At 30.4% G+C, this 15,059-nt stretch carries 15 protein-coding genes; 1 reads left to right on the top strand and 14 read right to left on the bottom strand.

Annotated elements, in window-relative coordinates:
* Positions 1–30 precede the first annotated feature (30 nt).
* The 6 genes from ACKF5P_RS01165 to aepX all read right to left on the bottom strand — a co-directional run bounded on the left by ACKF5P_RS01165 (position 31) and on the right by aepX (position 6,172).
* Positions 31–1,869, bottom strand: a complete 1,839-nt coding sequence (locus ACKF5P_RS01165; RefSeq protein ID WP_408955686.1) for a 2-aminoethylphosphonate aminotransferase — start codon at positions 1,867–1,869, stop codon at positions 31–33.
* 43 nt (positions 1,870–1,912) lie between these two features.
* Entirely contained in the window at positions 1,913–2,737 is an 825-nt protein-coding gene (locus tag ACKF5P_RS01160) for a sulfotransferase domain-containing protein (RefSeq protein WP_408955685.1), read from the bottom strand.
* 112 nt (positions 2,738–2,849) lie between these two features.
* Complete coding sequence (locus ACKF5P_RS01155) at positions 2,850–3,335, bottom strand: sulfotransferase domain-containing protein (RefSeq protein WP_408955684.1); 486 nt, start codon at positions 3,333–3,335, stop codon at positions 2,850–2,852.
* Entirely contained in the window at positions 3,307–3,672 is a 366-nt protein-coding gene (locus ACKF5P_RS01150; protein WP_408955683.1) for a hypothetical protein, read from the bottom strand. The genes ACKF5P_RS01155 and ACKF5P_RS01150 overlap by 29 nt, the downstream gene beginning before the upstream one ends.
* Before the next feature lie 74 nt (positions 3,673–3,746).
* On the bottom strand, positions 3,747–4,868 hold the full coding sequence (gene aepY / locus ACKF5P_RS01145; protein ID WP_408955682.1) for a phosphonopyruvate decarboxylase: 1,122 nt from the start codon (positions 4,866–4,868) through the stop codon (positions 3,747–3,749).
* 2 nt (positions 4,869–4,870) lie between these two features.
* Entirely contained in the window at positions 4,871–6,172 is a 1,302-nt protein-coding gene (gene aepX / locus ACKF5P_RS01140; protein WP_408955681.1) for a phosphoenolpyruvate mutase, read from the bottom strand.
* A gap of 219 nt (positions 6,173–6,391) precedes the next feature.
* Between aepX and ACKF5P_RS01135 the strand changes: the two genes are divergently transcribed.
* On the top strand, positions 6,392–7,525 hold the full coding sequence (locus tag ACKF5P_RS01135; protein WP_408955680.1) for an IS4 family transposase: 1,134 nt from the start codon (positions 6,392–6,394) through the stop codon (positions 7,523–7,525).
* A 178-nt stretch (positions 7,526–7,703) separates the two neighbouring features.
* Here ACKF5P_RS01135 and cysC read toward each other — a convergent pair whose 3' ends face one another.
* From cysC to pseB, 8 genes are all read right to left on the bottom strand, one after another.
* Positions 7,704–8,306: an adenylyl-sulfate kinase gene (cysC, locus tag ACKF5P_RS01130; protein ID WP_408955679.1), complete on the bottom strand. Its 603-nt coding sequence runs from the start codon at positions 8,304–8,306 to the stop codon at positions 7,704–7,706.
* Between the two features lie 62 nt (positions 8,307–8,368).
* The gene (locus tag ACKF5P_RS01125; protein WP_408955678.1) at positions 8,369–10,174 is read right to left on the bottom strand and encodes a GTP-binding protein; all 1,806 of its coding nucleotides are present in this window, start codon (positions 10,172–10,174) and stop codon (positions 8,369–8,371) included.
* A 32-nt stretch (positions 10,175–10,206) separates the two neighbouring features.
* The gene (locus tag ACKF5P_RS01120; protein WP_408955677.1) at positions 10,207–10,602 is read right to left on the bottom strand and encodes a hypothetical protein; all 396 of its coding nucleotides are present in this window, start codon (positions 10,600–10,602) and stop codon (positions 10,207–10,209) included.
* 84 nt (positions 10,603–10,686) lie between these two features.
* Positions 10,687–10,992, bottom strand: a complete 306-nt coding sequence (locus tag ACKF5P_RS01115; RefSeq protein WP_408955676.1) for a PHP domain-containing protein — start codon at positions 10,990–10,992, stop codon at positions 10,687–10,689.
* Between the two features lie 197 nt (positions 10,993–11,189).
* Positions 11,190–12,071: a sulfate adenylyltransferase subunit CysD gene (gene cysD / locus ACKF5P_RS01110; RefSeq protein WP_408955675.1), complete on the bottom strand. Its 882-nt coding sequence runs from the start codon at positions 12,069–12,071 to the stop codon at positions 11,190–11,192.
* Positions 12,072–12,134: 63 nt separating this feature from the next.
* Complete coding sequence (gene pseC / locus ACKF5P_RS01105) at positions 12,135–13,283, bottom strand: UDP-4-amino-4,6-dideoxy-N-acetyl-beta-L-altrosamine transaminase (protein WP_408955674.1); 1,149 nt, start codon at positions 13,281–13,283, stop codon at positions 12,135–12,137.
* A 180-nt stretch (positions 13,284–13,463) separates the two neighbouring features.
* Positions 13,464–13,811 carry a four helix bundle protein gene (locus ACKF5P_RS01100; protein WP_408955673.1) on the bottom strand — a complete coding sequence of 116 codons (348 nt, stop codon included), beginning with the start codon at positions 13,809–13,811 and terminating at the stop codon, positions 13,464–13,466.
* A 136-nt stretch (positions 13,812–13,947) separates the two neighbouring features.
* Complete coding sequence (gene pseB / locus ACKF5P_RS01095) at positions 13,948–14,919, bottom strand: UDP-N-acetylglucosamine 4,6-dehydratase (inverting) (RefSeq protein WP_408955672.1); 972 nt, start codon at positions 14,917–14,919, stop codon at positions 13,948–13,950.
* Between the last annotated feature and the right edge of the window lie 140 nt (positions 14,920–15,059).

Below are 15,059 nucleotides of genomic sequence, written 5' to 3'. Positions count from 1 at the left end.
CTCCTTCCATTCTTGTTATTTTATATTGTTTTAAATATAATCAATTGACTGCAAATATTGTTTAAGTAGAGATATAAACTTTTCTATATCTTGATAATTAATATCCCCAATATTTGCAACTCTAAAAGTATTTTTATTATCTAGTTTACCTGGATAGATAGTGTAACCTTTGTTATAACAATAATCATGCATCTCGTTAAAATCATATTTTGAACAATCAGGTTCAATAATAGCCGTAATAATTCTAGATTGATATTCTTTAGGAATAAGACATTTTAAGCCTAATTTTTCAATTCCATTTATTAATGTTTGCCATGATTTAGAATACCTTTGATATCTGCTTTTAATTCCTTCCATTTTAGTTTCTAATATAGCCTGTTTCAAAGAATAAATCGTTTGAACTGGAGGTGTAAAACGAGTCTGATTTTTTTTCTCAAAATAAGAATGCTGTTTATAAAGATCTAAATAAAAACTTCTTGCTTTAATATCCTTAGTCTTTTTCAATGAATTTTTATTTGCAATAACAAAACTCACACCAGCCATTCCTTGAAGATTTTTATTAGAACTTGCTGCAAGATAACTTATATTCATCTTCTTCATATCAATAGGAATAGCTCCATAAGAGCTCATTCCGTCAACAATTAACTCAATATCATATTTTTTGCATATCTGTCCTATTGCTTCAATATCATTAAGCAATCCTGTAGTAGTTTCATTATGAACTACAGCAAGGTGAGATACTTCTGTAGCTCTATCTTTAATATATTTTTCTAATATTTGAAAATTAATCACATCATCAATTTCACTATTAAATTCAATAAAATTTAACCCATAAACCTTAGCAATTTCACACATCCTTTTACCATAAGCACCATTATTAATAATTAATAATTTATTATCTCCAACTACAGAGCTCAATATAGCCTCAACTGCTGCCGTTCCTGATCCTCCAAACAGTACTGTTGTATATTCCTCTACATTAGCTACAAAGTTAGTAAGGTCATTAGTAATAGATTTCATCAAACGACCAAATTCTTCTTCTCGAGGACAAATATCTGGAACAATTTGAGCATATTTGACACTATCTGTAGTAGTCGCTGGACCTGGATTTAAAAGTATATTTCTTTTTACAGAATTCATTCTCTCTCTATCTTTAATTTTAGGATATATATTACTAATAGCATTTTTATAATGAAATTCATTATCTATTTCACACCACACTAAATCTTCAATCTTATCTACAAAAACATCGTTTTCCTTACTTACATTAACTAAAGCCTCTTCATAATCAAGTTTTAAATTCTCAGTAAAAGTTTTCTTTCCATAAGAACACATTCGTTGAAATGTAGAATAAGAAATCTTTGATATTCCTACTAATTCAGCATCAAAATTATTCAAATCAGAACTTTCTTTAGACATATTCACAAGTAAATTATTATTGCTAACCTCAATATAAACTTCATCACCTAAATTAGTCTTACCACTTGCTAATATAATATCATTATAATCATTATTAAGAAGTGTATTTAAAGCCATTTTCTCAAATATTAGATCCGATTCTAAAAGTAAAAAATCATCTTCAATGTAATGTCTTAATAAATAAAAAGTATACATACTACCTGTAGTTTCAAATTTATGATTATAAACACAAGTTATTTGAGGATATTTTTCAGCTAATTCATCATAAAACTTATGTAAATAGCCTGTCCCAATGATTATATCCTCAATACCAACTTCAATCAATTTAGAAATAGTCTCTTCAATAATAGGTTTTTCATCTAAAACTAAAAAACCTTTTGGTTTATCATTAATAACATTTCTTAATCTACTTCCCATTCCAGCGGCAAGAATAACTGCTGTTCTAATCATTTATATCGCCTCCAAACAAACTATTACATTTTTTAAACGAAATTTACCAGTCATAGTCTTCTTCATAATTAAGTGCTATTAACTCTTCACCTGCAATTTCTTTAAAAACTCTTTTATGCTCATCAGTGAAATAATTATCCCAGTCTCCTTTTTTTCCTTTTCTAAGGTGATTTGAAGCTTTTTTAGCCATCTCTTTAAAACCAGTTTTATATACAATATCTTCAATATCTTTTTTCTTTATATCTAATCCCAAATAATCAGCTAATTCCTCAACAACTTTACTTTTATTATTAATTAATTTCTCGAATCTTACAATCTTAAACTTTTCTTTATTTTTTAAATATGAATTTACATGATTAGCCCAATCAGATACATACTTTTTGAAGATATTCATCTTACTATATAAAACTTCAGCAGAATCAATTTTATATTCTGATTTTCTTCTGCGTTGTAATGCAGTAGTAGAAAAATGTATTAAAGAATTAACCACGTCTCTTCCATCACGTAAAATATAAATTCTATGAGTTACATCTTTAAATTCCCGATTTATAATTTTTTCAGCTAACTCATGAGTCCAAATTAAAGTTGAGTTTTTTAATAATAGCTCTAAAAAAACTGAATGATATCTAAGCTCTGGGTGTGGAAACTTCAACTTATATTCTCCATCAACAATCTGCAACATATCAAGTTCACTATGTTCAGGAAATAATTTGTATTCTGAATAAAACTTATCAATAATATCTCTACGTCCACTACTTATAGATAAAGATTTAAAAATATTATTCTTCTTTAATAATTCAGAAACTATCTTATAAGTTAAATAATTCCCAGATTTAGGATATCCGCATTGTAATATGCAATACTTCAAAATTTACGCCCCCTATTAAATTTAGATTTTAACTACTATATTAAAACTTTGATCATATATAAAATATCAGAAAATCATATCTTAATTGATAAAGTGCTTGCAATAAATTAATTTACCAATCATAATTTTTCTCATAACCCAATAATATTAATTCTTCACCTGCAATCTCTTTAAAATTTTTTTTATGCTCATCAGTAAAATAATTATCCCAATCTCCTTTTTTCCCTTTCCTAAGATGATTTGAAGCTTTTTTAGCCATCTTTTTAAAACCAGTTTTATATACAATATCTTCGATATCTTCTTTCTTCATATCTAATCCCAAACAATCAGCTAATTCCTTAACAACTTTACTTTTATTATCAATTAATTCCTCAAATTTTACGACTTGAAATTTTTCTTTATTTTTTAAATATGAATTTATATGATTAGCCCAATCAGATACATATTTTTTAAAAATATCCATCATAGCATATAATGTTTCAACTGAATCAATTTTATATTTAGGAATTCTTTTACGTACTACTGGGGTTGTTGTATAATGTATTAAAGAATTAATAGCATCTCTACCATCACGTAATATATATTCTATGAGATACATCTTTAAATTCTTGATTTATAATCTTTTCAGGTAATTCATGAGTACACACTAAAGTTGAATGATTTAATAATAAGTCTAATGATACATGATGGTAATTAAAATCTGAATGTGGGAAAACCAACTTATATTCTCCATTAACAATTCGCAATACATCAATTGAACTAAATTCAGGATATATTTTGTATTCTGAATAAAACTTATCAATAATATCGCTAAGTCCACTGTCCACAGATAAAGATTTAAAAAGATTATTCTTCTTTAACAGTTCAGAAACTATCTTATAAGTTAAATAATTCCCAGACTTGGGATATGCACAACGCAATATACAATAATTCATAAGCCCGCTCCCTATTAATTTTAATATCAACTTTATAGATTAAAAATTATAATTATAAAGTTGTTACTTGACAATTACTTCAGATAATTCATAAATAACTTTTTACGCTCAATAGACCCTATGCTTGGTCTTCCTAAATCCTTTCTAGCACCTTTTTTAACCTTAACTTCTAATAATGATGGACCTTCACTTTCAATTAATAATTCCAGTTTCTCTTCAAGTTCATTTCTGCTTTCAGCTTGAAATGTATTTTTATAGCCAGAAGCTTTAGCTATCTTTTCTATATCTATATTTAATCCAACCGTAGGTTGACCACCAACTGAGTCATGAGCTCCATTATTAAAGACTATATGTTTATAATTTTTAAGCTTAGTAGCACCTATTGTTGTAAGACCACCAAGATGCATTATTAAAGCACCATCACCATCTAAACAGAAAATATTTTTATCCTCTTTATTAGATGCAACTGCTAAGGCTATTTGTGAAGCATGTCCCATAGAACCAACCATTAAAAAGTCTTTTTGATGACCTTGTTCAAATTTTTCTCTAACTTCAAATACCTCTCTAGAAATCTTTCCTGTTGTAGAGATTAGAATATCATCTTTAAGCTTAGAAAGAACTTTTTCTATAGCTTCCTCTCTACTTAACTCAAAATCATTTTCAATCTTATTTTTTAATGAATAATTTGTAAATGTCCCTTTTTTAACAACAATAGCATAAGGAGTATTATTAGAGTTCATCTGTTTGTAAGCTTTAGTAATTAGTTTTTTAGATTCTGTAGCGTCTTCTGGAAGTATTGAATAAGGAATTCCCATTGTTTCTAGTAAATCTAAAGTAATTGCTCCTTGCTTAATATGTTGACAAGCATCTTTTTTTCCAGGCTCTCCTCTCCAACCAATTAATAAAAGCATTGGAATTTGATAAACTTCTTCATCTACTAAAGATAATAAAGGATTAATCGCATTTCCAATTCCTGAATTTTGCATATAGACAAGTCCTATATTACTAGTAGCTAAATGATATCCAGCAGCCAAGGCAATAGCATTGCCCTCATTAGCTACTATGATATTATTTTCACTACTCGTGTTATCTGTTACATAAGCACAAAAATCTTTTAGTAATGAATCTGGTACACCAGTAAAAAATTCTATTTCTTTATCCTTTAATTGTTTATAAAAATCTGCTACTTCTATCATTATTACTTTCCTCCTGGGATTAAAGTTAAAATCTCTTTAATTGGCATACAGTTTTTATCATCTGCTTCATAAGCTCTCTTGTTTTTCAAAATACTTTCAGCTGTATCAACCATTGCAGGATAAGCACTTCTAATTAATTGATTAGCATAGATAACTACATTAACTCCTACTTCTATTAATTCTTCTTCTGTGATTTGACAATATGAACTTGGAACTGCTACTAAAGGAACTTTATGTTCAAACTTTTTATATTCCTCGCAAAAATCAAGAATCTCTTTAGGTGTATCTATCTTACTATGAATCATAATCGCATCTGCTCCTGCTTCTATATAAGCCTTTGCTCTCTTTAAAGCATCTTCAACACCTGCTTTTAAGATTAAGCTTTCAATTCTAGAAATAATCATAAAATCATCTGTAACCTGTGCTTTCTTTCCTTCAGAAATCTTTTGACAGAAATGTTCTATTGTATCTTGTTTTTGTTCAACTTCTGTTCCAAATAAAGAATTTTTCTTTAAACCAATCTTATCTTCAATAATAACTGCTGAAACGCCTATTCTTTCAAGACTTTTAACTGTAAAAATAAAGTGTTCTATCTTGCCACCAGTATCTCCATCTAAAATTATTGGTTTTGTAGTAACCTCTAAAATTTCATTAATTGTATTCATCCTAGAAGTTAAATCTACCAATTCAATATCAGGTTTTCCTTTTGCAGTAGAATCACATAAACTACTAATCCACATTCCATCAAAACTTTCAACTTTTCCACCTTCTACAACCTTTGTCTTTTCTGCTATCAAACCTGTAAGTCCATTATGAGCTTCTAAAATTCTTACAATTGGCTTTAGTTCAATTAGCTTTCTCAACTTCATCCTTCTTTGATCGGGGGTTGTACCTAATTTTTCCAGATTGTTATCTAATTGATCAAGTACTACATCTTCAGTATATTCAACTTCAACTAATTCTCCACCCCATTCTTTCAGAGTTTCAATAACTCGTTTTCTAATACTTTTTTGAGGGCCTTTCTTCCAATCATCGCCATTAACTACATAATCAGGTTTTATTTTTCTTAGATTACGAACATAATCAAGTTCATCTTGCTTAATTACTTTTTTAACTCCTTTAAGATTTTCAATTATCGTCTTTCTTTCATCAAAAGAAAGTAAAGGAAATCTTTTATATTCTGCCACTGCTTCATCAGCTAACACTCCTACTATAACTTCTCCTAGTTCTCTAGCTTTTTTTATTACATTTATATGTCCATGATGAATTATATCTGTACTCATTGCTAAATAAACCTTTTTCATTTTTAAGTCCCCTTTCAAGAATTATTATTTTAATTTATATAATGATTATCAATAGTTATGTATTAACTCCTATTCAATATAATAAATAGATTATCTTTATTTAATAACACTAGCGTTGCATCGTTTTTTATAAAAAGTTCTTGAAAAAATAAAACTCCTTTGATTAAATGGATACGTACCCCCCAGTACAAAATCCATGAAATCAAAGGAGATGAAATCATGAATAATTGTACCATACTTTTGACTAAACTTCTAGATGTTATTGATAGAAAATTTTTGAAAGGTCTAATTGATAAATATAACTCAGATTATAAGGTTCATAAATTAACAACAGAAGTTCATCTATTATACCTACTTTATTTTCATCTTACTAAAAAAGAAAGTCTAGAAGATTTTATTTGTGATTTAGAAAATAATAATCAACTAAATAGAACATTACCTAAAATAAGCAAATCTCAATTATCTCGTAAAAATGAAAGTAGACCTCATGAGATATTTTTTGAAATTTTCCAACACCTATTTGATAAGCTTAACGCTAATAAAGGGCTTCAAGAAGCTTTAAAAGAAATTGGTTTTGTGAAAATCTTAGATTCTTCAACTATAAGTTTATGTTTGTCATTATTTCCTTGGGCTAAATTTAGAAGCACTAAAGGTGGAGTTAAACTTCATACTTTATATGATTTGAATACTAATGCCCCAGAAAATATAATAATAAGCGATGCTATAATTCATGACAAAGAAACATTTGATAATCTGACCTTTAACCCTAGCTATACTTATCTCTTTGATAGAGCTTATATAAAGTATCAAAAGTTTGATGAGTTTATAGATAATGATATCTATTTTGTAACTAGAGCAAAATCTAATACTAAAGTTAAAATCATTAGATTTTTAGATTTAAATGCCAAAGATAAAGAAGCAAATGTTATATTAGGTACTGATATAATACTAGGTGATCATACTTCAAAAACTAGAATGAAACAGGAAATAAGATTAGTTAGAGTAAAAACAACTGATCGAAATGGCAATGAAAAAACCATTAATATTTTAACTAATCGCTTTGATTTGGACGCTCATGTAATAGCTTATCTGTATAAAAAACGGTGGCAAATAGAGTTGTTTTTTAAATGGATCAAGCAGCATCTAAAAATAAAGAGCTTCTTTGGACAAAATAAAAATGCTGTTTTAACACAGATTTATAGTGCTGTAATCTTATTTTTAATTTTAAAATTACTTGAAAAAGAATCTGAATTCAAAGGAAGTTTACTTAAGCTCACTAGAAAGATAAAGTATTCCATTTGTTCAGTTACAACAAATGATTTCACTTGGAATAGATGGATTAACAGTAGTTGATAAAATTTTACTATCCAAAACCTAGGTTAATAGGCTTTCATCTAGAAATATATTATAAATTTTACTTTTAATATAGAACAAGGACTACTTTCAAAGTAATTATTACTTTGAAAAGTCTATTAAGTTATAAATTTTTGATTACTAATTTGATTTGGTTGAGTTAGTAAATCTATATTTTTTAACAATGCAACGATAGTGATTTAATAATTAAATTTAAAATCTGCTTTATAGATTCTTTTACTGATAATTTAGTAGTATCAATTACCAACTCTGGATTTTTAGGTTCTTCATAAGGAGCAGAAATTCCTGTGAAATTATCTATTTCACCTTTCTTATCCTTTTGGTATAAACCTTTAGGATCTCGTTTAGCACAAGTATCTATATCTGCTTTAACGTAAACTTCTATAAAATTATGTTTACCTCCTGCTTTTTCACGAGCAAAATCTCTTATGTTTTTATAAGGAGAAATGAAAGAAACTAAGACAATTAATCCTGCATCCTTAAATAAAGCGGCAACCTCAGCAATACGCCGAATGTTCTCATCTCTATCTTCTTTACTAAAACCAAGATCATAATTTAAACCATGCCTCACATTATCACCATCTAATCTATAAACTGCCTTTCCCAGTTTAATTAATTCCTTCTCTAGCTCGACAGCTATAGTCGATTTCCCAGAAGCAAAAAGACCAGTAAACCAAATCACCAAACCTTCTTGCCCTAAATTTTTACATCTATCTTGATAACTAACCTTACCTTCATGCCAAACGATATTTGAAGTCATTTAGCTTTACCCTTTCTTTCTACTATAATCCATAAAATTTAACTCTTATTGCAACCATGAAATCAAAAATCAACTCGAAAAATAGCCCCTTTATCCTGAAGCAGTCTCTTTACTCGTAAAGCAGCATCATCAAAACTTTCAAACTCTGGAATGTGAAGATCATAATCTATATCAGTTGTAATATTCTCACCTAGCCACACAGTTTCAATCTTCCCTTTATCAACTGTAGTCTCAATTAACTTTAAATCCTCTTGAGCTAACCCTATCGCTGTTACAACTAAAATAGCTCCAGCATCAAGCATTAAATAGGAAACCTCAGCTAACCTTCGCAAGTGCTCTTCTTTATTATTATTAGACTTAGTTTTAATATCAGCATCTACTCCATACAAGAGATTTCCAATTCCTAAAAAATATACCATCTTGCCATCATTAAAAAGCATCTTCTCTAAAGCTTTAGCAGTAGGCTTCTTTCCTACATCTTCTTCACCGGTTATTAAAACCAAAGTAGCCTTTTGACTGTACTTCTCAGCCCTTCTATCAAAAGGAATATGACTCTTCTCCCACTTATAATTTCTAAGCATTACCATATCTCTAACCCAGCTTTGTTTATCTTCTAAAGCCTCTCCAACTATTCCACCACCCGCTATCTCATAATCATCTACAATTACAAATCTACTTGTAGCTTCCATATCCCTTACTAAGTCAAAAGCTACAGCTTTTTCTAACTTTAAAACACATTCAGCAACAGCATGTTTTTCTACCTTATTTTTTTCTTGCTCCTTTAAATCAGAGGCATCTATTATCTTTTCTATACTTTCAACCCTAGCTTTAACTGTAGTAGTTCCTAATTTAAGATAATACTCTTTATCTTGACTTAAAGGTTTATTACCTAACCAAAATATATTAGCTTTAACTCTTGAACTTACCTTTGGCTTGGATTGATTAGCTAAAGTAGCAACCTCTCCTCTGGTAATATAGATTTGCTCTTCTAAGGTAAATCCCGTAGAATAGCCAACACCTATACTATCCTTCTTATCTTCATTAAAAGCTTCAATAGACTTTACTTTACTTCTTTTTCCAGAAGGATAAAAGACTACTTCATCACCAAGATTTAATCGTCCAGATTCAATCTTACCTGCTACAATTCTTCTCTTATCTCCACCCTTAGTAAATTTATAAACATCTTGGACTGGCATTCTAAAGTCTTTATTTTCTGGCAAACTTTCAGTATTAAATTTATCTAAAATTTCTAGTACAGTATCGCCTTGATACCAGCTAGTCTTTCTAGAAAGACTAGCTACATTATCTCCTAACATGCCACTCACAGGAATAAAAGAGTTAGGGGTTAAATCTATCTCTTTTAAAAACTTAGTATATTCTTTAACTATATCTTCAAATACCTTCTGATTATAATCTACTAAATCAATCTTATTTACTAATACTACAACCTGCTCTATTCCTAGCATAGATAACATATAAGCATGACGGCAAGAATTTTCTTGAATTCCTTCTTCGGCATCTACTACTAATAAAGCAGCTTCTGCTCTAGCTGCCCCTGTTATCATATTTTTTAAAAACTCTATATGTCCTGGAGCATCTATGATAATATATCTTCTTTTTGGAGTTTCAAAAAAGCACCTTGCTGAGTCAATAGTAATTCCCTGAGCTTGTTCATCTTTTAAAGCATCAAGTAAGAAGGCATACTCAAAGGGTTTAGAGTTCTTACGACAAGTTTCTTTAACCTGTTCTAACTTCCCTTCGGGTAAAGAGTCTGTATCAGCAAGTAATCTTCCGATAATAGTACTTTTACCATGATCAACATGGCCAGCTATTACTATATTTAAATCATCTTTTAGAATACCAGACATAAGTTTACTCTCCTTAATTTTATTAAGTAATATTAGCTTTTTAAGTTAGTTAATAATTCATAAGGTACATTTACACTTCCAATTAAATATTTATCCTTGTTCTTTGGCCCATGACAATCTGAGCCACCCGTAATAATTAAATCATCATCATTAGCCAATTCAATATATTTTTTAGTTTCTTCTTCACTATGTGATGAATAATAAGCTTCTATTCCATCAATTTCTCTATTAAAAATTAAACTTTTAACTATATTATCATCTTCAATTATTCCAGGATGAGCTAAGATAGCCTTTCCATCTGCATTATGAATTAGCTCTATTACATCTTCTGGCTTTAATTTATACTTTGGAACATAAGCAGGCCCACCATCCTCTAAATAATCATCAAAAGCTTCTTGCATACTCTTAACATATTCTTTTCTCAGCATTAATCTCGCTATATGAGGACGACCTACACCTTTTTCACCAGCAATTTGCTTTAAATCAGCAAATTTTAACTTTATATCTAGATTTTATAATTTATTTAAAATTTCTTTTCCTCTTAATTCTCTACTATTTTGTAACTTCTTAATAATATTTAATAATTTATCATTCCTATAATCTATACAATAGCCAAGAATATCAATTCTCTTTCCTTGATAATAAGTTGTTAACTCAATTCCAGATATTACTTCTACACAAATCCCTCTTCCTACATTATAATGATCGGTAATAGCAATTGCTTTTAAACCCTTTCTTTTAGCTTCTTTAACTACTTCTGATGGAGTAAAAGAACCATCAGAAACCGTAGTATGCAGATGCATATCTATCTTTTTCATTAACCTAACCCTCTTTCTTAGTTAACCGTTTACGGTTGACGGTTGACAGTTAAAACCTTACAGTCAAGTTCAAGTTCAAAGTCAAAGTCAAATTCTTAGCCTTTAACAATAAATTTATAGCATATCGTTTTTAAAATTTTGATTTTAAAGTTTTGAATTTAACTGTAAACTGTAAACTGTAAACCGTCAACTGTCAACTACATATACCCTTCTTTACGAAGTTCTTCTAAACCTCCGCCATCTTCTTCATCCTGCTTACGACCTGCTCTTTCAGCAATATTAGAAAACTTACCTGTCTCTAATTCTTCAATTATCTCTTTTGGGTTACTTGCAGTAGATTTTACAGGATTAGTACATGGTTGACAACCAAGAGACCTATACCTCGTCCCATCTCCTTGATCAAAATAAAGTGAAACAATAGGTATATTCTCTCGTTCTATATACTTCCAAATATCAACCTCTGTCCAATCTAATAAAGGATGAATTCTAACATGAGTTCCTGGAGCAAAATCAGTCTTATATTGATCCCAAAATTCTGGGGGTTGGTCTGCTATATCCCAGTCATTATTATTATCTCTAGGAGAAAAATATCTTTCTTTAGAACGAGTTCCTTCTTCATCAGCCCTAGCTCCTACTATTACTCCAGTATAAGGCTCTCGATTTTCATCTAATTCATACTTGCCTGTGTTATGATTCATTCTATATCTTGGCCAATTTCCATTCAAAGTATTTTTCAACCCAGCAGTCTTTAGTTTTTGACAGCATTCTATTCTTGTACTATTTCCATCAGGAAAAGTTTCTTTATTGGCTAAAGCTTCTTTGTTTTGGCCGTAGATCATATCTAATCCCCACTCTTTAGCTAATTTATCACGATGCTCAATCATTTCTGGAATCTTATAGTTAGTATCAATATGAACTAAAGGAATTGGGACATGCCCAAAGAAGGCTTTTCTAGCTAACCATAACATAACTGTACTGTCTTTTCCTATTGACCATAACATACTTAAGTTTTTAAATTCACTATAAGCTTCTCTTAATATATAAATAGCTTGACTTTCTAAGTTATCTAAATAATCCATTTAATTAGCCTCCTCTATTAATTAAAAATAGAAGTTAGAAATAAATCCCACAAATAATAACTATTAATCATTTATATAATTCAATCTATAAACAACTGACTTTATATCCTTATCCTTCATCTTAGGATAAATAGGTATAGAAGTGATCTTCTCATAAATTCCTTCTGCAACTGGACAAATTCCTTTTTGATATCCTAATTTTTGATAATAAGGATGATAATAAACAGGAATATAATGCACCTGCACTCCTAAATTTTGCTCTCTTAAATAATCAAAAACTCCTTTTCTACTCTTACCCAACTTATTCTCATCAATCTGCACCACATAAAGATGCCAAGAACTTTCTCGATTATTCTTTTGATAAGGTAGTCTCAACCACTCTACATCCTTCAACTTCTCATTATAAATTTGGGCTATCTCTCTTCTTCGCTCTAAAAACTTATCACTTTTTTTAAGCTGACTAATTCCTAAAGCAGCTTGAATATCTGTCATCCGATAATTATAGCCAAGAAATTGCTGCTCGTGGTACCAATCACCATGACTTTTATTCTCATAATAATCTTCATCCTTAATTATACCGTGCGTTCTAAACTGTAACAACCTTCGATATAATTCCTCCGAATTAGTAGTCACCATTCCACCTTCACCAGTAGTAATATGCTTTACTGGATGAAAGCTAAAGATCGACATATCACTCAATCTACCAATTTTCTGACCTTTATAAGTAGCACCCAAAGCATGAGCAGCATCTTCAATCACCATCAAATCATGCTTTTTAGCTATCTTATGTATTTTATCCATATCACATGGTTGGCCGGTAAAATGAACAGGAATAATAGCCTTAGTCTTATCAGTAATCTTTTTTTCTATCTCTTTAGGATCTATATTATATGTTTTCGGATCAACATCTGCAAAGACAGGAGTCCCACTTTGATATAAAATACAATTAGCTGATGCCGCAAAGGTCAAAGGAGTAGTAATCACTTCATCTCCTTCTTCAATTTCAGCAGCAAAACATGCAGCATGAAGTGCAGCAGTACCATTTGAAACAGCTACAGCATACTTAGCATCTACATAATCGGCAAACTTTTCTTCAAACTCTTTTATTTTTGGCCCGGTAGTTAAGTAATCACTTTTTAGGACTTCGACTACTGCTTCTATATCATCATCGTCGATATGTTGCTTACCGTAAGGTATGAACTTGTTCGTCATTGGTATTCCCCCCGAGTTAGCGTTCAGCTGTCAGCTATCAGTCTTCAGCTAAAATATTTAATTAGCAGTTAACTATCAGGTTTCAGCCTTCAGCCAAAACATTCAAACCTTAAGATCAAGAGCTTTTGACCTTGAATTAAGGGCTTAGCTGATTGCTGTCTGCTGACAGCTGACAGCTAATTACAGTGCTTTCATCAATCCTGTTAGCATTTTACTTATTTCATTAATTCTATCTCTGAAATCAAAATATTTCTTCTTACTTATATACCCTAAATCTTTAGCTAGCAAAAGATGATATTTTAATTCTCCAATTGATCCTCTGGCAATTACAGCAAATTGCCTATATTCTTTATCAGTCTTTCTATGGCTTCCTTCCATTAAGTTTGCATTAATAGAAGAACTTGCTCTTTTTATCTGTGATACAAGCCCAAACTTTTCTTCACTAGGAAAAGACTTAGTCATTTTATACATGTCAATTGTCAATTTATGAGCTTTCTTAAAAACCACTAAATTCTCAGCATTACTCAATCATAATCACTCCCTTAGGAATTTTTATCAGTATAATTTCCTAAGAAAGTATTTTTATACCTATTTAATATTTTTTGATAGCTTAGAACTGATTGTTATTTCTGCTGATAGCTGAACGCTGACGACTGACAGCTAATTATAGCTCCGCTATAATCTCACGCATTTCGTCCACGCTAAGCCACCAATCATTCCGCTCACTACTATAGACAAAGCCCTCCTCAACAGGTTGTCCATCCTTATGATACTCAGGCCCCCACCAAGGGAATTGTGGTTCAATAATATAATAATCATCAAATTCAAGAGTATGTCTAGCGTCAGTTTCAGTAATCATTACTTCATGTAACTTTTCACCTGGTCTAATCCCTATAACCTCTTGCTCACATTCTGGTGCTATAGCCTTAGCCAATTCAGTAATCTTCATGCTTGGAATCTTAGGTACAAAGATCTCTCCACCTTCCATCTTATCTAAAGTTTTCAATACCATCTCTACACCTTGCTCTAAAGTAATCCAGAAGCGAGTCATTCGAGGATCGGTGATTGGTAATACACCTGTCTTACTTTTCTCTTGGAAGAAAGGAATCACACTCCCACGACTTCCCATTACATTGCCATATCTAACTACTGAAAACTTAGTATCCTTCTTACCTACATAGGAATTTCCTGCTACAAATAACTTATCCGAACATAGCTTAGTAGCTCCATAAAGATTGATTGGATTAGCTGCTTTATCGGTACTTAAAGCAACTACTCTCTTTACCCCTCTATCAATAGCTGCATTGATTATATTCTCAGCCCCTAATATATTAGTCTTAACAGCTTCAAAGGGATTATATTCACATTCAGGAACCCGCTTTAAAGCAGCAGCATGAATAACAATATCAACACCATCAAACGCACGATAAAGTCGATTTTCATCTCTCACATTACCAATAAAAAATCTTAATCTAGAATTATCATTAAATTTAGCTCTCATTTTGGCTTGCTTAAGCTCATCACGACTAAATACTATTAACTTCTCTATATCATATCTATCAAGAATCATCCTAGTAAATTTCTTACCAAAAGAACCTGTTCCACCTGTTATGAGTATAGTTTTCCCATCTAACATAACTCCATCTCCTTTATATCTAGAGTGTCAGTGTCGGTAATCAGTGTCAGTAAGATTCAACTTTTTTAAATTTAAATGATTTTTTACCAACACAGACACAAACTACTAACACTAAATTATAGCTAATTATTTCAACATTC

The organism is Natroniella sp. ANB-PHB2 (assembly GCF_046097105.1).
GTDB lineage: Bacteria > Bacillota > Halanaerobiia > Halobacteroidales > Halobacteroidaceae > Natroniella.
This window is presented reverse-complemented; position numbering and strand designations above follow the sequence as displayed.